The organism is Microbacterium sp. Gd 4-13 (assembly GCF_003095395.1).
In the GTDB taxonomy this organism is placed as follows: Bacteria; Actinomycetota; Actinomycetes; order Actinomycetales; family Microbacteriaceae; genus Microbacterium.
This window is the reverse complement of sequence record NZ_QEIJ01000006.1, coordinates 43,562-68,733: the sequence shown is the minus strand read 5'-3', so window position 1 is coordinate 68,733 and position 25,172 is coordinate 43,562. Positions and strand designations below refer to the sequence as shown.

The window sequence follows — 25,172 nt, the reverse complement described above, 5'->3', positions numbered from 1 at the left end:
CCGGGCCCTTCGACAGGCTCGGGACCCGGAGGTCGACGTTCAGGCGTATTACCAGCGGTAGTGCGCGAAGGCGCGGTTCGACTCGGCCATCTTGTGGGTGTCTTCGCGGCGCTTGACCGCGGCACCGAGGCCGTTCGAGGCGTCGAGGATCTCGTTCTGGAGACGCTCGATCATGGTCTTCTCGCGGCGGGCCTTCGCGTAGCTCACGAGCCAGCGCAGGGCCAGCGTGTTCGCACGGTGGGGCTTCACTTCGATCGGCACCTGGTAGGTGGAGCCACCGACGCGGCGACTCTTGACCTCGAGGGTGGGGCGCACGTTGTCGAGCGCCTTCTTGAGGGTGGCGACGGCGTCCTGGCTGTTCTTCGCCTCGACGCCCTTGAGGGCGGTGTAGACGATCGATTCCGCGATCGACTTCTTGCCGTCGACGAGGATCTTGTTGACCAGCTGGCTGACGATCGGAGCACCGTAGACCGGGTCGTTGACGACCGGACGCTTGGTGACGGGACCTTTACGAGGCATCTGACTCAGCCCTTCTTCGCGCCGTAGCGGCTGCGAGCCTGCTTACGGTTCTTGACGGCCTGGGTGTCGAGTGCACCGCGGACGATCTTGTAGCGGACACCGGGGAGGTCTTTCACACGACCGCCGCGGACGAGCACGAGCGAGTGCTCCTGCAGGTTGTGGCCCTCGCCGGGGATGTAGGCGGTGACCTCGGTGCCGTTGCGGAGCTTCACACGGGCGACCTTGCGCATGGCCGAGTTCGGCTTCTTCGGGGTCGTCGTGTAGACGCGGGTGCAGACACCGGCCTGCTGGGGGTTCGACTTCAGGGCGGGAGCCTTGGTCTTGGTGACCTTCGGCGAGCGTCCCTTGCGAACCAACTGCTGAATAGTTGGCACGTTCTCTCCTTGTTGTGCTGCACGGTGACAGCGGGTGTGTCTCCCCCGCAGCATCCGGATCTTTCGATTCATGACGTTGCGGGCTCACATAGACCCACCGAGCGGCAGAATGATCTGACGCTTCTCGTGGTGGATATGCCGTGGGGGTGACCTGTTCGCAGGCCCATCCCTGAGATGGTGCGACCAACGCTCCTGCGAGATACCGGGGGCACGACGCAGGGCGCGCGTGAGCGCACACCCGCCCAATCATACGCCCCCGGGAGGGGTGCGGGCAAACGACACCGGATGCTGCGCATCCTCGAGGCGGGGAAGCCGCGTCAGTCTTCGACGTCGGTCCACCGGAAGGTGCTCAGGATGACGTCGCCGGTCTCGAGCAGCAGTTCCGTGAGCCTGGTCGGGGTGAGGGCGTCGTCCGACAGCGCGGGCTGCGTGTCGTCGGCGGCCAGGACGGTGTGGACGAAATGGAGCCCGCGGCGCTCGGATGCATCGACGCCCACCGGAACGACGTAGTGCTGCGCACGCGTGCGGATCGCGGGCTCTTCCGTGCCGCGCCGATCGCTGTGATCGTTCGCCCACCGCCACATCGGGGTCGCCGTGAAGTCCGGCTGGACGACCTCGGCACCTCGGGCGGCACGAGCGACCGCACCGGCCCACGAGACGTCGCTCGGACGCACGAAGGGCGCCACCGTCAGCACGGCCGGCTGGGGATCGCCGTCGAGGGTCGGCGGGAGGTACGCCTCGAACACGTGGGTCGACCGCAGGGATCGTCGCAGCTGCGACAGCATCCCCCGCATCTGCAGCACGAGATCCGGCCGACCGGCCTCCTTCAGGCGCTCGACCGCCGTCTCGCCGAAGACGTCCGTGAGGACCTCGGCGGGGACCCTCCGCCATCCCGCGGGGGCCAGGAGGCGGTAGGGCGCGGGCCGGGGCGGAGCGGCTCGGCGGCCGATGAGTTCTTCGCGCAAAGTCATCGATCCGTCTCTCGTCCGCCGGGTTCCGCCATACTGCGGAACAGCGCCTCGACGTCGGCTTCCCGGTCGGCGATCGCCGCGGGGTCGTGATCGTTCGTGACCACGTAGCAGACCCACTCGGGCGTGACGCCCAGCCATTCGAGCCGCGGCAGTACCGCGGGCTCGGCGTCGTCCTCTGAACGCAGCACGAGCGGGAGGCTGTGACGGCACGCCGCGGAGATGAACCCGTCGATCGAGAAGACCTCCACGACCGGATCGAGCGCCGTGAAGCCCGGATCGGGGAGCAGATCCTCCGCATCCGTACCGTCGGGTTCGCGACTCTGGACGTAGATGTCGGCGAATCCGGTCGGGATCGACGCGATCGGATAGTGCCAGAACCGGGCCCACACGTGAGCGGCGGGGAACAGGGCGACCGCGCGTGCGCCGGAGCGCACGAGGGGCGCGACGGTCTCGGCGTCCGGCCGACCGCTCGTGGCCGATTCCGCGAGCCAGTCGGCCCACTCCTCGGCGTCGCGCCACGGGGTATCCGCGTAGTCCAGAGGCACCCGTATCCAGCGATCGGTGTCGAAGATCACCTCTACGGCGCTCATCCGGCGTCTCCTCTCCAGACCACCGACGGATTCTTCCGACGGAGGCGACGTGCGTCGCCGCCGCGGATGATGCCCTCGCGCTCCAGCACCTCGATCGCGGTGCCGTACGAGCGGTCGGCGACCGACCGCTCGGCGGGCGCGAGTTTCGTGGGCAGAGAAGCCCACCACTCGTCGATGGGGTCGTCGCCGCCGGCGCTGACTCCCCATTCGTCCTTCGCCGCCACGGCGGGGTCGAGCAGCGCGACACGGTCGCGACGACGCGCCACGATCGCGAGCCCCGCCATACCCACGACCGACAGCCCGAGGAGAACGAATCCGGCGATCGGAGCCTGGGGCTCGAAGCGGTCGACGTCGTCCCCGTTGAGCACCATGTAGACGAACACCGCCGCCCACACCACGGCGAGCACGACGAACAGGCGCCAGGCGCCCCGCGTGTGGGCGCCGAGCAGGAGGGTGTCGCGTCGGCCCCGTTCGAGAGCGACGAAGATCGCGAACGCGGCGACCGCGCACAGGCCCACCCAGAGAGCAGCGGCGTCGACCCCGAGCGCGGGGCGGCCGTTGCGCGGGGACGGCAGAACGAGGCCGGCCACGAGGAGCCCCAGGAGCAGAGCGACGACGGTGACGGTGTCGCGCACGCCCCACGTCGGACGCGAAGGTCTCGCCGGCGCCGCACCTGCACGACGAACGACGCTGTCGTAGTCGCCGCGCAGGCGGGGCACCGCCACGAGGAGGGCTGCACGCGACGCCTCGACGACGGCGTCCAGGCGTGTGCGGCGACGCAAATCCGGGATGCGGTCCTTCAGCTCGGCGACGACACCCGTGGTCATGTCGGACACGTCACCTCGCCAAAGGGTTGACGTCGAGACCGGGGATGTCGGAGACGGTCGGGATGTCGGGTCCCCCGAACGCGCTCACACCGCTGCTCACCGACTGCTCGATGCCGTTGAAGAAGTTCAGCACGTTGGATCCCTGCGTGAGAGCACCGGGGGCGCCGACGCTCGCGAGCCAGTTGTTCGCCGCGACACGCGGCACCCCGCCCGGGCGCGGCCACGCGGTGAGCATGTTCTCCGACATGCTCAACGCCTGGCCGTCGAGACGACCACCGCCCGACCGGATGGCGTTCCAGGCACCCTGACCCCAGTTGCCGACCGAGGTGCGCAGGAAGTCGTCCGCGATACCCCCGGCAGCGGCCTGTCGAGCCGCCTGTCCCCCGCCCGAGCCGCCCCATCCGCGGATCGTGCGCACACCGTCTTCGACGGCGTTGCGACCCGCTGTGATGGTGGTCCGCGACGCGGTGCCGAGACCGGCTGCCGGTCCGAGCGCACGGAAGAAGGTGGATCCGCCGCGCATCGCCTTGACGACGCCTCCCGCGAACGGGATCACCGCGATGGTGTCGAAGATCAGGTCGCCCATCGTCACGCGTTTGGACCCGGCCAGCATCATGCCGAGATGGATGGCGAGGGTGGCGATAGCCGCCACGGTGGCGATGACGAGGAGCACCGCCGCGATGGGAGCGGCGACGAAGATCGCCACGACGATGGCGATCGTGCCGATCACCGTCAGCGCCTGGGCGATGAAATCGAAGGCGTCTTCCCACGGGTTGTCGTCGATCCCCGACGCGCTGTACGCGGTCTCCAGATCGTTGACGGCCTTCTCGTAGGCCTCTTCCCACGCCGAATAGCCCGACTCGAAGGTCTCCCAGAGGCCCTCGAGTTCGCTCTCGGCGGTGTTCGCTGCGCTCCCCGTGCTCGAGACGGCCTGGTCGGCGGTGGCGAGCTGAGCATCGGTGGCGTCGTCCTGCCACGGCCAGGGGTTGCGGAGGTCGTCCGCGGTGCTCTCGGCCTCCTCGCGGGCGGCAACGGCTTCGTTGCGCGCGGCGATGGCGGCGAAGATGTCGTCCACGAGCGGGTTGACGGTGCGCGTGCGCGCATCGCGGAGCGCGGAGGCGTATGCGACCAGTACCGGCCCGGAGCTCGTGTAGCGATCGGCGACCTTCGTCAGCTGGTCGGCGAGCTCGCCGGCCTGTTCACGGATCGCGTCGAGCCCCTCGGCTTTGTAGCGCGTCTCCGACGAGAGCTTCTGCAGCTCGTCCGAGGTCCACTGCATGCGCTCGCCCATGCGGGTGTATTCGTTCCCGGCGGTGTCGATGTCGTAGGGGTCGCCCTCGAGTTCCTCGAGCCGGTAGCCGCGATTCGGTGAGTAGGTCATTCGGGGTCACTCGCCAATTCCACATCGAGTTCGCCGATGGTGTCGACGAAGTCCTTCAGGTGCTGGTAGACGGTGTCGAGGTCTTCCGAGAGCTGCTCGCGGTTGCCGTCCCACCCGCTCTGGAACTCTTCGACCTTGCTGCGCAGTTCTGACCGCCCAGAGGGTCGTCCCACAGCATCCGCCACGGTATCGGTGTTCTTCCCGAGATCGGCGAACTCGGTCTTGAACGAGTCCAACCGGCCCACCATCAGCTCGAGATCCCCGAGATCGACGTCCATCCCGTCGTTGGCCATGCGGTCTCCTCCTCGTCGTCGCCGGAACCGTCGCGCACACGACTTTCACCCCGGGTCGTCCTCGTGGAGAACGGCCCGGGGTGAAAGGACGTCAGTTGCCCGCGAGCGCCTGGTCGGTGTCCTTGATCGCCTGCATCATCTTGCGCAGCGACTCGCCCATGTCGGAGATGCCCTCGATGGCCTTCTCCAGACCGGTCGTCAGCTCGGTGTAACCCTCACCGAACTTGCCGGAAGCGTGCTGGGTCTTGAAGTCGTCTCCCAGAAGCCGGTCGACGTCGTCCTTCAGACGACGGAGGACGTCGCCGATCTCTTCGCGGCCCGAATCGAGCTTGCCCGACATCGACTCCATCTCGCCGTAGGACGCCTTGAAATCCGCCATCATGCACCTTTTCGTTGAGGAGAAAGGGGCCGGAACCCCTGAACGACCACCACCCTAATCGAACCTCTTCGCGGCCTCCGACAGGCCTTCCCGCCGGCCAAGAGGTTGTGGTATCGCGCCTCAGGCGGTCACGAGCGGAAGCTGAACGGTCACCATGCGGCCGTTCTCGACGAACAACCCGCGGCCCGGCGGGAACTCGTGACGCTGCACCTTCGGGAACGGCACTTTGAACAACGAGTCGCCGTCGTAGGTCTCGGGCCGCAGCGCGATGCCGTGGCGCCCCGCCTTGAGTTCCCCGATCAGACCGAACCCGCTGGTGAGCTGGGCGACGTCGCCGTCGGCGACGAGGAAGTGGTCGCTGCGGTTGATCGCCTGGAACAACTCCTTGAGCGGGCGCTCGGCGTCGGTGTCGCTGAATTCGGTGATGTTCTCCACCACGACCATGAGCCGCTGGGTGAGGGTGTCGTCGATGACGACGTCCTTGAGCTCCTTGGCGAGCGCGCGCACGTCCTCCGGACTGCTGGCCGTCCTCGTCCACGGCCGGAAGGAGCGCAGTGCCGCACGGCGTCCGCCGACGTGGAACAGTGCCACCTCGGGGTCGAGGCGCTCCACCGCTCTGACGAGGCCCCGCAGCGCCGTGGTCTTGCCGCTCTGCGGCGGCCCCGCCACGACGAAGGTTCCGATCGGCTCGAACGCCCGAGGTCCCAGGGTGTCATCGCCGATCCCGAGAACGGGGAGCCCGTCGATCCGGTCGGGCAGGCTCGACGCCTCGAGCTCGGTCGGAAGTGCGCCGATGTTCTCGGCCTCGATGGCTCCGGCTGCTCGAAGCCTCGCGCTGAACGCCTCGGCGGCGGCGTTCTGCTCGGCCACGTTCGTGGTGCCCCCGATGACCGCGATCTGCGTCTCGACACCGTCGACGATCGCGCGCCCGGGAGCGCTGCGCTCATTGAGCACGTCCTTCGGCACCCCGAGGATCGAGTACGCGCCGTCGTCGGCCATGCGCAGGACGATGCGCTTGGTCACGTTCGCGCTCACGGCCGTGGGGACACTCCCGTAGCGATCGGCCGTGGCGACGACGTGCACGCCCAGCGGCCGCCCCTCACCCAGCACGCGCATGAAGATCGCGTAGTACGGCGCGCGCGCCGAGACCGTCTCCCAGTCCTGCTTGAACGTGCCGAACCCGTCGAGGAGGATGACGATCCGCGGCTCGTCGGGCTTGTCTGCCAGAACCCTGTACTCGGTGAGCGTCGACGCGTTCACCGCGGAGAACCGTCGTGAACGGTCGTCGAGGATCGAACGGACGGTGCGCAGCAGCCGCTGCACGCGCTCGGAGTCGTCGCCCGAGACGATCGCGCCGACGTGCGGCATGGTCTCGATCGAGCGGAGCGAGCCGGTACCGAAGTCGATGCCGTACACCGCCACCCGGCCGAGGTCGGGGCGCGCACCCGCGGCGATGCCGATCGAGCGCAATGCCACGCTCTTGCCCGACCCGCTGGTTCCGTAGACGAGCATGTGGCCGTCGGTGTCGGGCTCGAAGAAGACCGCCGTCTGCAGCTGCTGCTGCGGGATGTCGGCGAGTCCGAGAGGGATGCGCGCATCTCCGTCGAGCGGCAGGTCGCGCAGGTCGATCGTGCCCGCCAGATCGTCGAGCCAGGGCCGCCTCGGCTTCGGCAGGCCGGCCTCCTCGGCCGAGGCCACCAGGTTCGCCACGAGGCGTTTCTGGTCGTTCGGGCCGAGATCGTCGTCGTGCGCGTCAGATCCGTCATCGTCGCGCTCGGACTCCCAGAGCGTCACCGATCCGAAGCGGAGCTCCGCGACCCGCACCTGAGCACGATCGGGCTCCTGCGTCGTCCATCCGCCCGCATAGGCCGCCTGGAACGGCACGAGTCGGCCCGGGCCGGTCTTGGCGATCCCGCGGCCGGGGATGGAGGGGTCGAAAGTGGATGCGACGGCATCGCCGACGACGTCGTTCGAGTCCGAGGCATCCGCCATCCGGAGCGCGACGCGCAGGTTGGTGTTCGCGCGCAGGTTGTCTTTGATGACACCGGCGGGGCGCTGCGTGGCCATGATCAGGTGGATGCCGAGGGAACGACCGCGCTGGGCGATGTCGACCACACCGTCGACGAACTCCGGCACCTCGGTGGCGAGGGCGGCGAACTCGTCGATGACGATGACGAGCGCGGGCGGCGTCTCGGGATCCTGCCGCTTCTCGAGCTCGAGCAGGTCCTTCGCCTTCTTGCGGTTGAACAGGTGCTCGCGGTGGTGCAGCTCCGCTCGCAGGCTCGTCAGGGCGCGTCGCACGAGGTGCGGGCTCAGGTCGGTGACGAGCCCCACCGTGTGGGGCAGGTCGACGCAGTCGGCGAAGGCGGAGCCGCCCTTGTAGTCGACGTACAGGAACGTCACACGGTCGGGGCTGTACTCGGCCGCCATTCCCAGCACCCAGGTCTGCAGGAACTCGCTCTTGCCCGAGCCGGTCGTTCCGCCCACCAGCGCGTGAGGACCCTGGGTGCGCAGGTCGAGCGACATCGCGTCGGGGCTCCCCTGCCCCATGAACGCCTTGAGGGTGCCGGCGCGCTTCAGGCGCGGCCGGGGCGTGCGCGACCGGTCGATGATCGAGTTGTTCTGCCGCCACCGTTCGATCACGGCCGAGGTCTCGGCGGCTCGATCGGCGCCGATGATGCGCAGGAGCGACACGCTGTGGGGCAGGTCCGACGAGTCGGGCGCGACCGAACTGGAGTCGACGACGGGCGCGAGCCGCTTGGCGAAGTGCTCGGCGTACTCGCGCGAGACGCCCTCGACGCTGACCCCCTCGGCCCGCTCACCGGCGCGCACCCAGCCGACCACGGCGTCGTCGAGGCCGTTCGTGACATCGACGAACGTGCGGCAGGCGGCAGGGAGCGACTCGACGGTGGGGGCGACGAAGATCGTGTAGACCCCCGCATCCGGTCCACGCTCGATCAGCTGGGTGAGACGGGCGCGGTCGACGGGCGCGTCGTTGGTGGCGATGAGGATCAGCGAGACGTCGCCGCCCTTCGCGGGGCTGTGTGCCCGCTCGCCGACGCTCTTGCCGAGCTCCATCGACGTGTCCTGCGGGGCGAGCGGTCCCCGCTGCTCGGTGGAGCCGGTGAGGCGCTCGAGAACGGCGCCCTCGAGGGCGTTGAGCAGCACGGTCGCCGCGGAGGGGCTGTCGGCGAGCGCGATCTCGGCGAACGGAGACTGGGGGCTCGTGGTGTGCGGCAGCCACTTCATCCACTCGACGTCGGGCGTCCAGGCGGGGTCGACGATCGCCGCGGTGATGACCTCGTTGGGCGCGTGGAGGCCGAACAGCTGCACGCCGATCCCGCGGAGCACGTCGGCGACCTCGCCGCGTCCTCCGGCGATGCCGATCGCTCCCGCCGACGGGAGGAGTTCCACGAGGGGCACGTCGGAGATGTGCTCGAACCGCGACCGGAGGGCGTTCACCCGGTCGGAGTATTCGGCGATGCCGCGCTGGTCGCTCGCCTCCTGCACGGTGTTGCGACTGCGACCGGTGCCCGACCCGAGTCGCACCGAGAGAAAGTTCCAGTGCTCGGGGCGTCGGGTCCACATCAGCGGGCCGAGTTTCATGGACTGCTCGAAGACGGTGGCCGTCGGAGGAGCCTCCTCTCGGCGGCGTTCGCGCTCGACCACCTCCTCGGCGAGCAGGGCGTCTTCGAGCTCGTCGATCTGCGTCTCGAACGTGTCGATCTCCAGACGGAGCTTCTTGCCCTGCTGCGTGCGCTGCCCGATGAAGTTGCCGAGCATCATCAGCGGCGCCATGAAGACGATCAGCAGCGACGTCGGGCGCTGGGTCACGGCGAACAGGGCGAGGCCCAGGAGCACGGGGGCTGCGACCATCGGCCACGGGAAGATGCGGGGGTCGGCCTCGGCCGGGATGATCGGGTGCCGGTGCTCGCGCCCGGCATAGCGCTTCTCGACGCGGGGCGAGCGGTTGAACAGCAGAGACCCGCCCTGCTCGAAGATGCGCGTCTCCTCGGCATCGCCCTCGTTCGCCGTGCGGACGAATCGCACGTCGGTGCCGCCGATCGTGATGATCTGGCCGGGTCGCACACGCACGCGGGAGACGAGACCGCCGTCGATGACCAGCCCGTTGGCGGAGTTGAGATCGATGACCTCGATCTCCTTGTCGACCTCGACGCGCGCGTGGCGCTTGGAGACCATCGGGTCGCGGAGCACCACGTGAGCCGGCTCGACCCGCCCGATGATCGAGGTGCCGTGGGCGAGCGGGACGACGCGCCCCGCTTCGGCGCCGCTGAGGATCTGCATCACGGCGGCGGTGGCGCCGCTGGACGCATAGGCGTCGGCGGTCGCTGCGACCACCGCGGCATCGAAGCCCGAGCCGAGGGGCGCGTCGGCGACGAGCGCCGTCGGATCCATCTGCGCGGGCTCCTCGCCGGGAGGGGCGACGAGCAGCGTGGGCGTGACCGATGCCGGGATGCGACTGCTGTCGGCGAGCGATCGGGCCACGTCTTCGACGGTCGCGGTGGCGTCAGCGGTGACGATGACGTCGACGGGCGCTGCGGCCTCTCGGCGGAGGGCGAGTTTGATCTTCATGCCTGGGGACCCCCTCGACGAACCTGGAACATGCGGCCACCCAGGCGCACGACGACGCCCGCCTCGAGGCCGACGCGCGACCCCGGGGTGAGCGGGGTCTCGGCGCCATCCGCCCCGACGATCGTCGTCCCGTTGCTCGAGTTGCGGTCCATGACCCACACCCCGCCCGCATCGAGACCGAACGCCAGGTGCGTCTTGGACAGCAGTTTGTCGGGGTCTTCCAGGGCCAGCAGCACCTCGGCGGTCTGACCGGGTGCGGCCTCGGGCTGGCGGCCGATCAGGCCGTACTCCGGCACGCGGACGCTCGAGCCGTCCTCGAAGACGAGCACGTGCTCGATCCGCGGCGCGGCGGTGATCAGTCCCGCAGCCTCGTCCTCGACGGGGTGCGGAGCCCACGGTCCGCCCGAGACACCGACGACGCCGGCCCTCGAGCGACGCTCGGCGAGCATCGGCGGCTCGCCGGATCCGTTCGATGCGAGCGAGGGCAGGCCCTCCGACACCTCCCGCAGCGGCATCTCGAGCTCGCGGATCGTGCGGCGCAGCGCCCGCGCGTCGGCCGGGTCGAGCCCCGCGCGCGCGTCGATCAGCCAGCATCCCGCGACACGATCGAGGATGCTGCGCCCGCGGCCTTCGCGATCCCACAGCCCCGACGCGAACATCACGGCCGGGCCGACGACCGGCACGATCCCGCTGGCGCACAGGACGAGGGCGCGGAGCACGATGCGCCAGAAGCCGGGGCGCCCGAGATCGACGACGGAGACCGAGCGCAGCCGCATCGCAGCCTTGCCGGCGGTCACGCCACGACGCCCATGGAGCACGAGCTGGACGAGTCCGAACAGGGCCGGCAGCACCGAACCGGCGATCACGAGGACGATCGGGCCCCACGAGACGTCTCCCCCGAGGAGGAAGGCAGCGCCGATGCCGGCGGGGACGGCCAGCAGCGACCAGATCAGGACGTCGATCGCGAACGCCCACGCCCGCACTCCGGGGCGCGCGTCGACGATGCCGAGTCTCGTCGCGGACTCCGGGTCGCCACCGATCGAATCCGACGGGGTGTGATCCCGCGTCTCACCGGCTCCGCTCATCGGTCCCCCTCGCAGAAAGCTCGACTGGTAAACCTATCGCAGCGACGCTGCCCGACCCGTCCCTGGACGGGCGCGCGGCCGGACACCTCCCCGGTGCCGCCGTCACGCCGGTACGACGATCGCCCAGACGATCGCGGCGATCGCCAGCGCACCCGCCGCCGCACCCGCCGCGATCGCGACACCGGCCCGACGCCGAGCCCGTCGAGCGCGCGAGGCCGCTGCGGCGACCACATCGACGGAGACCTGCGGTTCCCGTCGGGCCGGAGCCGCACGCGTGACGACCTCGGACTCGACCGCTCGCGGCCGGTAGATCTCGCGGTCCTCCACCGACGGGACGCGCGCCGTGCGCTCCGCGGGAAGCCCCCGCGCCGCACGCACCGCCGACTGGCGGACGCGGGTCGGGGGAACCTCGGCGGGGCGGGCGCGGGCGCGCGTGCCGGGGGCGGTGTCGTCGTCGCGTTCGCCGTCGGATGCGGCGAGCCGCCGACGCCCCGGGACGGTGGCCTCATCGAGCGGCTCAGCCGACGCCGGAGCGGCCGGCTCCACCGGGCCCGCGGGTGACGCGCGAGGAACGAGGACGGTCGGCTCCCGCGCCGCGCGGCGTCGCGCCAGGACGGTCTCGTCGTCGTCCGGTGACGGAGCCGGGTGCTGCTGCTCCTCGGGGGGAGGATTCGGCCACGCGCGCAGTCGCCCGGCCCAGATGGTGACGTCGTCGTCGTCGCGGTCGCTCACGCCTCGCTCCGCGTGAGTCGCACCTCCGCGTCGCCGAGGAAGAACCGCTCGCCCGCTTCGAGTTCTTCACCGGGCTGCGCCTCGATCTCGGTGCCCATGAGGGTCGCGAACAGCACCCCGTTCGTCGAATCGAGGTCGGTGACGAACCACGTCTCGCCGCGCAGTTCCAGGCGGGCGTGCGTCTTGGACACGGTGCGCGTCTCGTCGGAGATGGCGATCAGCTGCGCGCCGGGCCGGGTGGCATCGGGGGCGGGACGCCGACCGAGGATGACGACCTCCGACGAGATGTCGATCGGAGCACCGCCCGGCGGAATCAACTTCCACGGCACGCGACGCCGCCGCGCCACGATCGTGCGATCCATGGCCTCGAGGTCGTCGTCCTCGTCATCGGACGAATCGCCCTGGGCGTACAGCGCCGAGACCGACGACAGCGCCGGCCGGGGGGCACCCGCATCGGGGGCGCCCGGCACGGCGGAGATGGCCTCGCTGAGTTCGGGGAACTGCTCGGGATCGCGCGGAGGCGAGGCGGGCGCGCGCAGGGGTCCGGGAGCCCACGGTTCTCGCACCGGTGCCGGTGCGGGAGGCTCGGGAACCTCCGCGACCGGCGCGGGGGCGACCTCCGGCGTCTCGCGCGGCGGCACGGTCGGCACCGACTCGATCGGCGCGGCGGGCTCGGGGCCGCGCCGGGGCTGTTCGGGGTCGAGTGCCGGAGCAGACGGGGAGGATGCGGCGCTCGAGGCGGACGGCGGCGTCTCGCGGTCTTCGGGGTCTACGGCGCTGTCATCGGGCTCTGCGGCGGGGCGGGTCGAGCGCCGCGAGGTGAGGAACGACGCGGGCGGCGGCACGACCGCCGACTCGGCGGGGGGCTCGGCCTTCGGCACGACGACCGGTGCGGGAGGAGGGGTGGATGCTGCGGGCTGTTGCGGCTCGGGGGTCGGAGCCCAGAACCCCGTCGACAGGGGCGCGGCGTCCTGAGGCTCGGTGTCGGCCCGCGGGATCTCGACGCGCGTCGTGTCGACCGGATCGGCGAACATCGGCTCGAAGGCGGTGAACGCCCGCGCGCGCGGGGCCAGCGCAGCATCCGCGGGGTCGCCGAGATCCCCCGTGCGACGGGGGCCGGACTGCTCCTCGCCGATCCAGCGCGCCGAGCCGAAACCGACGATGCTCGCCCAGATGAGCGGGAAGAGCGCGGCGACGACCGTCATCCCCCCGCCGAAGCCGAACGCGACGTTGACGCGGTAGTACGAGATCACGAGGATCACCACGAAGGCGATCTGACCGAACAGCGGCACGAAGACGATGAAGACGAGCCACGGCGAGAATCCGCCCAGCCGCAGGAGCACCGCGGTGTTGAGGATGGGCACCCATGCCTGCCAGGCGTCCTCTCCGGCTTTACGGAACACCGCCGCGAGCGAGAGAGACGCCCAGAGGTAGAGGACGACGATCACGGCGAACGTGATGAGCCCGGCGACGACGCCGATGGAAGAGTCGTTCATGTCGTGGTGCGTCCGCCAGCAGCTGGTCGGCGCTTCCCCCTCTCGACGGACCGCGGCGACCGCGGGCGCGAGGGGCGCGGCGCGATCAACCGGACGAATGATCTCAACGATAGGGCCGTGACGAAGCGACGCCAGAATCCACGCTCACGGGAGAGGCGTCTGCGCTCGTCGTCGACGATGCGCCAGAACTCCGCGGCGTCGTCGGGTGTGGTCTGCTCGCGTGCGAACACCGCTCGGTCGGCCGTGGCCGCGAGCTGCCCGCCCGACGGGGTGCCGAAGGCCGCCGCGAGCTCTGAGCGCGTCAGTTCGCGCGGTGCGGGATGACCGGCGTCGACGCCCGCGTCGACGTACTCCTCCCAGCCGCCCGCGATCTTCTCGACGGGATCGGACGTCGTCCGGCGCCCGCGCCGACGCGACGCCTTGGCGGCCAGGACGGCCAGGAACGGACCGAGGACGACCACGAGGACGAGCAGCACGATGCCCGCGACGCGCAGGATGGGCCACAGCCACGCCAGGTCGATCCCGCCGGCGTCGTCGTCGGGGGCGTCTCGTGCCGAGTCCTCCTGCACGGGCTCGGGCGGCACGACCTCCTCGACGGTGTCGGGGCGCACCTCGGTGACGTTCTCGGGGTCGCGCTGCTCGGTGACCTCCAGGCTCGGCGACTGCTCCCACTGGGGGGTCGCGTCGACCGCGATCCAGCGGCCGTCGTCGGAGAGCACCTCGGCCCACGCGGCGAGGTCTTTCGCGCGGCAGGTGCCCGACTCGCAGGTGCTGAGCCCCGGATCGGAAGAGGTCAGTCGCGCACCGACCACCACCCGGGAGGCGAAGCCGAGCTCGCGCGCGACGAGCGCGACGGCGACCGAGAACTGCTCGTCGTCGCCGACGGCCGCCACGAAGTTGTCGGACGCGACGGCCCGCGGGTCGCTCTCGCGCTCGATCAGGCGGGAGAAGAGCGTGTCGATGCGCGCGAGGGAGTGCCCCGACGCGCTGGGCTGGAAGACGTAGCCCGCGAGCCCCGCCCTCCACACCGGTGTCTGCTCGCCCTCGTCCAGCGCGTGGCTGAGGAAGCCGCGCTCCCGCAGCAGCCGCACGAGCCCGTCGAGCGCCGCACCGCCCGTGCCCACGGCGTGCTCGTCGACCCAGGCCGCCAGGTTCTCGGGCGGGACGACACCGCCCGGATCACCGCCCGGCTCGCCGATCGACGCGAGATCGGCGACGGCGGGCTCGACGCCCCGCAGCCGGTAGCGATCGCCCGCCGCGAGCCCGCCCTGGGCGGTCTGCACCCCCGCGCCGGCCGTGACGTCGTAGTAGAAGCTGTCGGCGAGCGCTGCCGCACGATCGCCCGCGAACTCCACGCGGGCGAGGCTGCCCGCGGTAGGCATCCAGATGCCGCCCAGATCGCCGATCTCGACCTCGGCGTCGATCGGCGTCCCCTCCCCCGCATCGCGGACGGAGGGTACGCGCACGAACCGGCTGCCGTCGCCGCCCGGGCGGAAGATCTCGCCGTCGTAACCGTCGAGCGTGGCGACGCGCACCCGCTCGGGAAGCGCGTCGCCGCTGACCGTGAACAGCACGTCATCGGCACGCTCGTCGGAGAACAGCATCCGATAGTCCGACAGCGGACTCACCGCGGCGGCGATCTCGAGCTCGGGACCGGCCGCCGTCCGGAGCACCTGCCGATCGGCGCCCCGTGCAGCCCACGGCACGACCGCCACGGTCGCCACCACCGCGATCGCGAGCATTCCCGCGCCGAGAGCCGTTCGGCGCCGATCGGCGCTCGACGGGCGGCGCGACAGGCGCACGCCGGTCGCCGACGTGGCGCGCTGCAGCGCCGCGACGCGTTCGTCGCGCGCACGCCACGCGAGCCACATCAGCGCGGAGCCGAGGGCGCAGACCCCGACGAGGGTCTCGACGGGCGCGGCGAGAGTGAGCGGCCCGAGCACGAGCGCGGAGCTGACGGACGTGCGACCGAAGAAGAGTCCGAACGACACCATGCCGAGGCCCACGACGACCGAGGCGTTCGCCCACCGGTCATCGCGCCAGGCGAGGAGCAGTGCCACGGTCGTGCCGACGAGGAAGATCACGAGCGCCGGGGCGAGGAGGTTGCGGTAGGCGCCGACGGGGAGGTCGACGGTGACGAGGTCTTTCCACCCGACGATCACGCCGGCGAACGCCTCGCCGAGACCCTGCAGCACCTCGGCCGGGCCGACGAGCCGCGACGGCACCGCGAGGGGCACCGCGAGGAGGGCGAACGCGCCGACGAGCAGGGCCGCCACGATCCAGCCGCCCCAGCGTCGCAGGAGCGCGGCGACGGCGATCCCCGCGCCGACGAGGGCTCCGACACCGGCCGCGAGCAGGAACGCCGTCGACGCGTAGATCGGCCACGCGGCGAGCGCGGCCACCAGCACGGTCGCGGCCACGTAGACGGCGCCCGCGGCGATCCGGGGGCCCTTCACGACGCCGCCCCCCGTGCGAGGAGGCCCGAGAGGTCGTCCAGGGTGCCGATCGTCAGCACCGAGAGCCCCGACAGCACGCGCATGCGCGGGTGCGCGCTCTCGTCGCAGACGACGGCGACGAGAGCGGTGTCGGCGGGGAAGGCGAGCGCCGCCTGCCGCAGGCGCTGCAACGGCACGGTCGAACCGACCACCATGAACGCGATGGAGAGACGCTCGTTCGCCTCGGCGGCCAGGCGGCACACCTCGTCGACCGGCATGGTGTTCTCCAGGCGCGTGATGGCGCTGAAGCCGTCGAGCATCGCCCGGGGCGAGACGGTCGCGATGTGCTGGATCGCTCGGAGCCGGCCCCGCACCACCCGCGGGATCTCGGACCCCGAGACGATGTCGAGGTCGCGCGCGTCGCGCACGGCGCGCAGGCCGAGGGATGCGGCGGCCGAGACCGCGAGCTCGAACTCGTCGGCGTCGGCGAACTCGGGCTCGGCGACGCCGAGCACCACCGCCATGCGGGAGCGGCGCGACTCCTCGAACTGGCGCACCATCAGGCGCCCGGTCTTCGCCGTCGATTTCCAGTGCACCTGGCGCTGCGAGTCGCCCGGGGCGTACTCGCGGATCGCGTGGAACGACATGTCGGAGTCGACGAGACGGCGCGTGGGGTTGCCCTCCAAGTCGCGGATGAGCCCCGCGCTCGTGGAGGGGATCGCGGTGGTGCGCGGGTGAACGAACAGGTCGCGCACGTCGTCGAACGCGTGCTCGCGCCGGAGGAGCCCGACCGGGTCGCTGCGCACGGTGGTGACGGGCCCGACCCTCACGACGCCGCGGGGGAGAGCGGGGATCTCGAGCGGCTGCACCACCGTGCTCCCCGGACGCAGGAGCGGCACCCCGAACTCCACGAGTCCGCGACCCACGGGGATGTCGAGGCGCCCGGGGAGGGCGACGCGCCGCCCGTCGTTGCGGACGATGATCTGGCCCGTCACGCCCTGGCCGGCCACGACCCGCTCGTGGGTGAGGGTGAGGTCTACCTCGTAGGCGCGGGCGCCGAACAGGAACGGGACGGCCATGACCACCAGGAGCGCGGAGACGACCCCGGCGACCATCCATTCGACCCACCCGAAGGCGATGCCGACGATGAGCCCGGCGGTGGCAGCGATCACCACGAGCGCGCCGGCGGGTCGGACGGTGCGCCCCGCCCAGCGGACCGCGGCGACGAGCGCTTCGCGGGTGGCGCGGAGGGCGATGCTCGTGCGCACCGCGGCGCGCACGATCGCCCGCTCGCGCCGCCGGGAGGTCGTCGAGGTGATCGATGTGCGAGACGACGTGGTCGTCGACGACGCGGCGGAGGTGCGGGTCAGACGCGAATCGACCGTGTTCATGCCGCGTCGCCGGGGCTCGGGTCAGCGCTCATACGGTCTCGCGCTGCGTGGGAGGGGCGACGTCGAGGAGCACCTGGCCGATCACGGCCTCCTGCGTGACGCCGTCGAATTCGGACTCGGGGTGCAGGATCAGGCGGTGCGAGAGCACGGGCACGGCGAGCGCCTTCACGTCGTCGGGGGTGGCGTAGGTGCGCCCCTGCGACGCGGCGCGTGCGCGGGTCGCGCGGCTGAGGGCGAGGGCGCCGCGGATGCTGACACCCAGCCGCACTTCGTCGGCCGATCGGGTCGCGTCGACGAGCCGCGCGATGTAGTCGAGCACGAGGGCGTCGACGTAGGTCTCTGCCGCGAGGTCGGCCATCCCCGCTAGCGCCTGCGGTGTGATGATCGGCGAGAGGTCGTCGGTGGCGACCGCTGCGCCGTCGAGGATGCGCACGGTGGCGGCGTGGTCGGGATACCCGAGAGAGGTGCGCATCATGAAGCGGTCGAGCTGGGCCTCCGGCAGGCGGTAGGTGCCCGCCTGCTCCACCGGGTTCTGCGTCGCCAGCACGAGGAACGGGTCGCCCACCGCGCGGGTGACCCCGTCGATGGTGACGTGCTTCTCCTCCATCACTTCGAGCAGCGCCGACTGGGTCTTGGGGCTCGCCCGGTTGATCTCGTCGGCGAGCACGATGTTGGCGAAGACCGGACCGGAGTGGAACTCGAAGGCGCCCGTCTTCTGGTCGTACACCGTGATGCCCGTGATGTCGCCGGGGAGGAGGTCGGGGGTGAACTGGATGCGGGTGTTCGTGCCCTGCACCGACTGCGCCACCGCACGGGCGAGGGAGGTCTTGCCCGTGCCCGGCACGTCTTCGAGCAGCACGTGTCCGTCGCTGAGCATCGCGGTGAGCACGAGGTCGACGACCCGCCGCTTGCCGAGCACGGCGCGCTCGACGTTGTCGGCGATCTGCGCGAAGGTGTCGGCGAACCACGTCGCCTGCTCCTGGGTGATCGTCATCGTGCTCTCCTGTGTCGTGGGGAAGGGAAGGTCAGGGGGCGGGCTGCTCGGGCGCCGGGGGTGTGCCGGGATCGCACTGCCCCGAGAAGGTCGACTGTGCCGCGTCGAGGTTCCAGCCCTGCGTGGTCCATCCGGCTGTGACGGCGATGTTCTCGACGTAGCGCGCGCCGACCGGCACCAGCCGTGGATCCTCGCCACGGGTGAGCGCCGCGCGGTTCGCATCGAGATAGCGCACCCCGGAGTAGTCGAACGCGATGTCGGCCTGGGCATTGCTCGAGGTGCCCGTCGCGGTCAGCGTGCCCCCTGCGACGCATCCCCCCTGGCCCACCGACCACGCCGCCTGCACCTGGAACGGCGCGCTGCCGGCGCGGGGCCCCACGTTCTGGGGCGCCGACGACGACCACCCGTCGCGGACGTAGCGCACCGTGATGCCCGGGTCGCGACCGTAGATCGTCGAGGGGAAGCCCTCGAAGGCGGCCCGATAGCGTCGAGGCGGCTGATCGGTCTGCGAGCGCGGCTCGCTCGTGATGCTCCACTCCGCCCGCGCGCCCGACACGGACGCACGACGGTCGACCTCGAATTGCCAGCCCGTGGGGACCTTGGTCGTGTCGATGCGCGCGGTACGACTGGCGGTGGCGGTGCCGAAGCCCTCATCCCGGTAGCGCGACTGCACGCAGACGACGACCGAATACTCCTCGCCCTCGTCGACGTCGGAGAACGTGGCGGTCGCGGCCGATCCGCTCGGGCTGCATCGATCCCGGCCCAGGGCGAATCCGTACACGAGGGTCGACCCCTCCCCGTTGGCCGCGGCCGTGGCGCTGGCGACGAGCTCGGTTCCGTTCTGCCCCTGTCGGGCTTCGACCGAGAGCGCCACGTTCTGCGGGGCACCGACGCCGTTGGCGCGGATCGTCGTGGACTGCCCTGACGGTGTGCCGCCGAGACCCGGCGGGAGGGTGAAGCGCGAGAACGGCGTCACGGTGACATCCGTGGCCGCGTTCGAGCCGACGGAGAACGATCTGACGTCGACAGAGGTCTGGCCCGGGCGGATGGACACGTCGCGCGTTTCGCCCGCCGCACTGATGATCTGCAGCCGCCCGGTCGCGGAGGCGTCGATTCCCGAGATCGCGAGATCGATGACCTTTCCGTCCGCGCCGACGTCGCGGGGCTGCCAGACGATCTCGGTAGGGGCATCGGGGGCGTCGTACGCCCACGCGGTCGTGCGCACGCTCGACCGCGACTCACCGGTGCTGTTCACCGCCCACGCCTCGTACGAGCGCTGCTCGCCGTTGGGGGCGGCGATCGCGGGGCAGACGCCGTCGACGCCGCAGCGCGCGACCTCCTGCCCGGCCTGACGGATCACGAAACCGGAGAGCGACGGATAAGCCTGGCGCGACTCCCCCGCATCCACGCGGAGGGTCACCGAGCCGTCGGCGTACGCCGTCTGGCGAACGCTCCCCGGAGCCTTCGGGAAGCCCTGCAGATCGAGCAGCAGGCGTCCGTCCCGGGGGCCGGCCGTCACACGTCCCTGGGCATCGCGCACCGAGAACGAGGCGCTGCAGGTCGCTCCCGGGGCATCCGCCGTCCACGACGCGGTCACCGTGTTCGCCGAGGCGACACGGAAGCTCACCCCGACGCACGCGCCGGTCGGGCGGACGTCGACGACCTCCAGGGGCGTGCGCGGGAGCGGGTTGACCTCCCCCGACGAACCGATGACCGTCACGGTGCACGACGACCCGGCGGCCTGCGAGCACTGCTGCGCGGTCGACCCGCCCTGCGGCAGCGTCGACGGTGCCGCACCCACGCGCAGGATGAGGCGGGCGGGGGCCGCGGTGTGGCTGGTGATCCCGACCAGGACAGCGTTCTCCGAGCCCGGAAGCGCTCGATCATCGCCGGTCACCGTGACGGTCGACCCCGCCAGAGACACGTCGAACGCCGACCCGCTGTACTCGATGCCGTACTGCAGGGCGTTCCAGTCGTCACGGAGCTGCCACGTCGTCATGGTTCGCAGGTCGAACGTCGCCGTCTCGCCGGGTCCGACGGTGAGGGATGCGGGGCGCAGCTCGGGCTGCGGGTCGAGTGCGTTCACCAGGATGGGCACCGAGAGGTAGGTCCAGTCCTCCGTGCCGGCGATCCGCACGGGAACCTGGCACGCGTCGGTCCACGGCGCGCCCTGACCCGAGCTGTAGCGCACCGTCGTGCCGCCCTCCGCGGTGCAGATCGCCGCCGGCCGTGCCCCCGCAGACCGGACGTCGCCACCGATCTCGAGCGACGCGCCGCGCGGGAGGGCGACCAGCTGAGCCATGTCGAACGAGACCGACTCGAGTTCGTTCACCTGCTGCGCGGTGGTGCCGGCGCGCAGGGCCAGCGCCAGGTCGTCGTCGCCCGGTACGCGCAGGAACGCGTAGGTGCGCACCTCGGCGCCGGCGGCCTCGCCCGTCACGGCGAACGGGATGACCCGGGTGGTCTGGGGAAGTTCGCCGCTCAGACGCCATCCGTCGACCCGGATGTCGCCGGGGTCGGCCCACAGGCCCACGGTGAGGCTGCCCACGTCGCCCCCCGACCAGGAGGCCTTCGCCGTCAGCACGTCGACGCCGTCGGCGAACTCGTCGCGGTTCTCGGTCGTGAGCACCGTGTCGGAGACGATCGGATAGTCGGGCACGCTCTCGCGCACGACCTTCACGACGATGAGGCCGCGGCCGGTGTTGCCCGAGCTGGACTCGACGTCGTAGAGGAACGACATCGTCCCGGGGTTCTCCCCCGCCGCCAGAAGCACGTCGCTGTCGCCGACGTCGCGGATCTGCGCGGCGAGGCGGGTGTACTCCTCGTTCACCTCGCCGTCGGCGAGGGTCTCGGGCAGATCCGGCCGCACATCGGTGATGGCGAGCGTCCCCTGCGTGGGGTCGATGTCGTTGGCCAGCGCGCTGACGCGGATCGTGTTGCCGGGCCCCGCCTGCACCTGCACGTAGTCGGTGAAGGTCACCGGGCTCGGGTTGGCGTCGGCGTCGAGCACGCCGACGCGCACCGTGCCCTCGCCGCCCGCGCCCGCAGCATCCACCGCCCGGTACCGGAACGAGACCTGCCCGCGATACCCGGGCACGCTCGTGTAGACGATCGACGAACCGTCGGCCGAGATCGTCGCCGAACCGCTCTCGGGCTGCGTGACGATGCGGTCGAGGGTCACCACGTCACCGTCGGGATCCATGCCGAAGCCGTCGAAGTCGATCGACGTGGTCTGTCCGCTCAGCACCCGCCCCTCGATGCGGTCGGGCCGCGGTGCGCGATTCGCGTCGCCGGGGAGCACCCGCACCCGCACCGTCGCGGTGTCGGAGAGCGACGGGAGTCCGGTCGTGTACACCGCGTAGTCGATGCCGTACTCGCCGGGCTCGATGGGCGCGAGATAGCGCAGCACGCCGCCCGACGCGAACGCCAGGGCGTCGGGGGTGCGGGAGACCACCGATGCCGGGTTCAGGGTCGGACGCCCGCCCGCGGGCGAGATGTCGTTGTCGAGCACGGGGATGTCGATCTGCGAACCGGCCCGCACGACCACGCTGTCGTCGACCGCGATCGGCGCGATCTCGGGCGTCGGCGGCAGCAGGTACACGGTGGCCTCGCCCGCGACGCGGGATCCTTGGTCTTCGGTGCCGTCGCTGACCGTGTACGAGACCGTGCCGAGCCGCCCGGCGGAGCCGCTCGCCGTGCTGCCCGAGACGCGCAGATCGTTCTGCCCCACGGCGTCGACCGACAGCGTGGCGCCCTCGTCGGCGTTCGCGACGACGTCGCTGAGCAGGAGCACCCGCCGGGTGGGGTTCGAGACCGCGGCGAAGACGTCGAGGGTCGCATCCTCCTGCGGGCGCACGAACGCCACGACCGGGGAGGTGGCGAGCTCGGCGGGCGCGTCGGCGGCGACGAGTGTGATGCGCGCGGTGCCCGTGGCTTCGCTGACGCCGTCGGTGACGGTGAATCCGACCCGGAACGTGCCGGCGTCTCGCGCTGAGAAGTCGAAGGTCGTCGACCCTCCCACCACGGTCGCCGAGGCAGCCGCGTCATCGAGCACTCGCACCGACGACACCGAGAGCGAGCCCGAGGTGCCCGTCACGTGCGGGGCCACGTCGACCGTGATGCCCGACTCGATGGAATCGACGGCGGCGAACGACTGCACCGCGAGCGCGGGGCTCGGCGAGACCCGCACGAGCAGTGAGCGCTGCGAGACCAGCCCCGTCGTGTCGGCCACCGTCACGGGCAGCTCGATGAGCTGTTCGCCGCCCGAGCCGTCATCGCTGTGCTGGTAGACCACGTCGCCCGACGGCGACGCGGCGACGGTGCCGATGCCCGACGGGTTCTCGACCGAGAGCAGCAGCAGCGGGTCGCCGTCGGGGTCGACCCACCCGGGCAGGACGGGCACGGTGACGGTGCCTCCCCGCGCCACCTCCGGCTCGGGCCACCGCACGAGACAGCGGTCGACGCCGCACCATTCGGGCGCGGCATCCGCCGTCGACACTGTCAGGGTGACCGTCGTCGCGGCGGAGGTCAGGCCGCCCTGCGCGGTGCCGTCGGTCACGGCGTACTGGAAGCTCGTCGAGCCGACCGCCCCCGGCTCGACCCGCACCGCCAGGCGCTGGCCGTCATCGGTGATCGACACGGTGCCGAATCGGGGGTCGAGCCCCGTGACCGACGCGGGGTCGATGCTCAGCACGTCCTCGTTCGGGTCGTGGTCGTTCATCAGCACCGGCAGCGTCGCCAGGCTCCCGGCCCGGACGCCGAAGGCGTCGGGCTCGGCGATGGGCGGCTTGGGGTCGATCACGACGCTCAGCTGCTCCTCGCTGGGCACGGCGTCGGGATCGGTGCGGTCATCGAGCGACCAGTCCTGGCTCGACGGTACGAGTTCTCCGTCGGGTACCGTCCACACCCAGCCCGTGCGCGTCTCGTTGAGGATGACCGCGTCATCGGTCGCCACGAAGACCGGTCGGCGCTGATCGGGGGCGGTCTCGCCGCCGTAGTCGAGCGTCGTCTCCCCGACGTCGCTGCGCCAGAGCGTTCCGCCCCCGCCGCCCGGGCCGAGCCAGGCGGCGTAGACGACGCCGTCGTGCACGATCGGCGGGGCGGGCGTGCCGAGCACCGACGCGCCCGCGTCGCGTTGCGTGGCGACGCCCGACCCGTCGACGGGCACGCCCACCAGGGTCGACTCGTCGGCGAGGTAGACCGACGAACCGGCGGGGTCGGGCTCGCCCACCGCGATCGTGCCGGTGAGATCGGTGACGACCGGCGCCTCGACATCGCGCACCCGCACGTCTCCCGACTCGCCGTCGACGAGCGCCCACGCGTCGCCGGCGGCCGTCAGCGACGGCGAGGCGATATCCGCGTCGAGCGGATCGCGACCGCGCACCTCCGACGTCGCGATGTCGTAGCGCACGACGGATGCGTCGGCCGAGGAGTAGGCGAAGAGACGACCGGTGCGGTCGACCGCGACGGCGTCCGCCGCGTACTGCGGGGCGTCGTCGTCGGACGCGAACGGATCGACCTGGACGGCGTCGCCCGACGACAGGCGGCCGGCGAAGACCGCCCCGGTGTCGGTGAGGTAGGCCGTGAAATCGCCGGCCGTGGCCACGCGGGTGGTGCCCGCGGGCGTGGACGGCGACGTGCGGAGCACCTCGTCGTCGAGGTCGACGGGAAGCGACTCGTCGATGCGAGTGAGTTTGCTGTAGCTGTCGGAATAGAGGTACGCGCCGTCAGCGCCCTGCACGACGGCGCTGGGGTTCGTGACGCTGCGCACCGTGTCGAGCTCGCGGATCGTCGTGTTCACCCGCGCGTAGCGGAAGTTCTCGCCCGTCTGAAGCGCCCAGACCGAGGTGTCGACCTCGGGAGTCTGCTGGGCGTCGAGACCGGGCCACACCACGCTGACGCCGAGGATCAGAGCGGCCGCGACAGCGGATGCCGTGATCCCGGCCGCGGTGCGGCGGCGCATCTAGAGCACCCCCGTGACGAAGAGGGTGGTCACGACGACGATGCCGGCCGCGAGCACACCGCCCCCGGCCAGCATCCACGGCGAAACCCTGCGCCGACGACCGGGCGACGCGGAGATGTCGGTGTCCTCGTCGCGCGCCAGGCCCGCCATCCCCGACGCGGTGCGCACCTTGCGTGAGCTGGTGTGCTCCACGCGCGAGCGCACCGGACCCCGCAGGGAGCCGTCGGCGAAGTCGATCGGGCGCGATGTCGGCGCCCACTCGTCGGCCGCGACCTCGAGCGGCGTGACGGGGAGTCCGAGCTCGGACTGCGCCTCGCGCAGGGCGTCGCCGACCTCACGAGCGCTGGCGAACCGCTGCTGCGGATCGCGATGCATGGCGCGGGCGAGCACCTTCTGCACCGAGGCGGGCACGTCGGCGCGGGCGATCTCGACGTACGACGCGCGGGCGATCCGCCGGCGCAGCTGATCGCGCGTATTCTGCCCGCGCTCGCGCCGTTCGAACGGGCTGTGCCCGGCGAGGAGCGAATAGACCGTGGCGCCCAGGCTCCACACCTCGCTCGCGATCGACCCGGCCGTCTGCTCGGCGACGACCTCGGGGGCGCTCCACGGGATCGACATCGCGAGCATCTCGTCGGCCGACTCGCGCGCGAGGGACGACGAGATGCCGAAGTCGGCGAGAACCGGGGCACCGAACGTGGTGATGAGAATGTTGCTCGGCTTCACATCGCGGTGCACGAGCCCGGCACGATGAGCGGACTCCAGTGCGCTCGCCATCTTCACCCCGATGGTGAGCACCTCGGGAACGGGCATGCGCTCGACGCGGTAGCGCTGCGACAGCGACCCGGGGCAGAACTCCATCACGATGTACGGCCGCCCGTCGGCCGAGATTCCCGCCTGATAGACGGTGACGATAGACGGGTGCGCCGAGAGGTGCGCGAGCACGTCGGCCTCGGCGTTGAACATGCGCAGCAGGTCGGGGTCGCGCACGTCGCTCGGCAGCACCTTCACCGCGACGTTCCGGCGCGGCATGTCCTGCTCGTAGAGGAACACATCGGCGAAGCCGCCCGAACCGAGCGGTCTGATGTAGCCGAGCCCGGGGAGGATCGGGGGCGCGGCAGGCAGGCGTGTCGGCACCCGGCCTCCCGATTCT

General features: G+C 71.4%; 17 protein-coding genes. All 17 read right to left on the bottom strand.

What is annotated here, in order from left to right:
* Nucleotides 1-48: 48 nt before the first annotated feature.
* The gene (gene rpsG / locus DEA06_RS12220) at nucleotides 49-519 is read right to left on the bottom strand and encodes a 30S ribosomal protein S7 (RefSeq protein ID WP_116648283.1); all 471 of its coding nucleotides are present in this window, start codon (nucleotides 517-519) and stop codon (nucleotides 49-51) included.
* Nucleotides 520-524: 5 nt separating this feature from the next.
* The gene (gene rpsL / locus DEA06_RS12215; RefSeq protein WP_017201609.1) at nucleotides 525-893 is read right to left on the bottom strand and encodes a 30S ribosomal protein S12; all 369 of its coding nucleotides are present in this window, start codon (nucleotides 891-893) and stop codon (nucleotides 525-527) included.
* 317 nt (nucleotides 894-1,210) lie between these two features.
* Nucleotides 1,211-1,864: a hypothetical protein gene (locus tag DEA06_RS12210; protein WP_133241762.1), complete on the bottom strand. Its 654-nt coding sequence runs from the start codon at nucleotides 1,862-1,864 to the stop codon at nucleotides 1,211-1,213.
* The gene (locus DEA06_RS12205; RefSeq protein ID WP_116648281.1) at nucleotides 1,861-2,454 is read right to left on the bottom strand and encodes a hypothetical protein; all 594 of its coding nucleotides are present in this window, start codon (nucleotides 2,452-2,454) and stop codon (nucleotides 1,861-1,863) included. The genes DEA06_RS12210 and DEA06_RS12205 overlap by 4 nt, the downstream gene beginning before the upstream one ends.
* Nucleotides 2,451-3,281, bottom strand: a complete 831-nt coding sequence (locus DEA06_RS12200) for a hypothetical protein (protein ID WP_133241761.1) — start codon at nucleotides 3,279-3,281, stop codon at nucleotides 2,451-2,453. Before DEA06_RS12200 ends, DEA06_RS12205 begins: the two co-directional genes overlap by 4 nt.
* Nucleotides 3,282-3,291: 10 nt before the next feature.
* Complete coding sequence (locus tag DEA06_RS12195) at nucleotides 3,292-4,662, bottom strand: hypothetical protein (RefSeq protein WP_116648279.1); 1,371 nt, start codon at nucleotides 4,660-4,662, stop codon at nucleotides 3,292-3,294.
* Nucleotides 4,659-4,955 carry a hypothetical protein gene (locus DEA06_RS12190; RefSeq protein WP_116648278.1) on the bottom strand — a complete coding sequence of 99 codons (297 nt, stop codon included), beginning with the start codon at nucleotides 4,953-4,955 and terminating at the stop codon, nucleotides 4,659-4,661. Before DEA06_RS12190 ends, DEA06_RS12195 begins: the two co-directional genes overlap by 4 nt.
* A 91-nt stretch (nucleotides 4,956-5,046) precedes the next feature.
* Nucleotides 5,047-5,337 (bottom strand): WXG100 family type VII secretion target, encoded by a 291-nt coding sequence (locus tag DEA06_RS12185; protein ID WP_240606931.1) that lies wholly within the window; start codon nucleotides 5,335-5,337, stop codon nucleotides 5,047-5,049.
* Between the two features lie 117 nt (nucleotides 5,338-5,454).
* A complete protein-coding gene (locus DEA06_RS12180; RefSeq protein ID WP_116648277.1) occupies nucleotides 5,455-9,927 on the bottom strand; it encodes an FtsK/SpoIIIE domain-containing protein in 4,473 nt (1,490 codons plus the stop codon).
* Entirely contained in the window at nucleotides 9,924-11,012 is a 1,089-nt protein-coding gene (locus tag DEA06_RS12175; RefSeq protein WP_116648276.1) for an RDD family protein, read from the bottom strand. The genes DEA06_RS12180 and DEA06_RS12175 overlap by 4 nt, the downstream gene beginning before the upstream one ends.
* A 102-nt stretch (nucleotides 11,013-11,114) precedes the next feature.
* A complete protein-coding gene (locus DEA06_RS12170) occupies nucleotides 11,115-11,744 on the bottom strand; it encodes a hypothetical protein (RefSeq protein ID WP_116648275.1) in 630 nt (209 codons plus the stop codon).
* Complete coding sequence (locus tag DEA06_RS12165) at nucleotides 11,741-13,240, bottom strand: DUF5684 domain-containing protein (RefSeq protein WP_116648274.1); 1,500 nt, start codon at nucleotides 13,238-13,240, stop codon at nucleotides 11,741-11,743. Before DEA06_RS12165 ends, DEA06_RS12170 begins: the two co-directional genes overlap by 4 nt.
* Nucleotides 13,237-15,696: a transglutaminase-like domain-containing protein gene (locus tag DEA06_RS12160; RefSeq protein WP_240606930.1), complete on the bottom strand. Its 2,460-nt coding sequence runs from the start codon at nucleotides 15,694-15,696 to the stop codon at nucleotides 13,237-13,239. Before DEA06_RS12160 ends, DEA06_RS12165 begins: the two co-directional genes overlap by 4 nt.
* The gene (locus DEA06_RS12155) at nucleotides 15,693-17,066 is read right to left on the bottom strand and encodes a DUF58 domain-containing protein (RefSeq protein WP_116648273.1); all 1,374 of its coding nucleotides are present in this window, start codon (nucleotides 17,064-17,066) and stop codon (nucleotides 15,693-15,695) included. Before DEA06_RS12155 ends, DEA06_RS12160 begins: the two co-directional genes overlap by 4 nt.
* A gap of 28 nt (nucleotides 17,067-17,094) precedes the next feature.
* A complete protein-coding gene (locus tag DEA06_RS12150) occupies nucleotides 17,095-18,060 on the bottom strand; it encodes a MoxR family ATPase (RefSeq protein WP_116648272.1) in 966 nt (321 codons plus the stop codon).
* 31 nt (nucleotides 18,061-18,091) lie between these two features.
* A complete protein-coding gene (locus DEA06_RS12145) occupies nucleotides 18,092-24,022 on the bottom strand; it encodes an Ig-like domain-containing protein (RefSeq protein ID WP_165817991.1) in 5,931 nt (1,976 codons plus the stop codon).
* On the bottom strand, nucleotides 24,023-25,156 hold the full coding sequence (locus DEA06_RS12140; protein WP_116648271.1) for a serine/threonine-protein kinase: 1,134 nt from the start codon (nucleotides 25,154-25,156) through the stop codon (nucleotides 24,023-24,025).
* Between the last annotated feature and the right edge of the window lie 16 nt (nucleotides 25,157-25,172).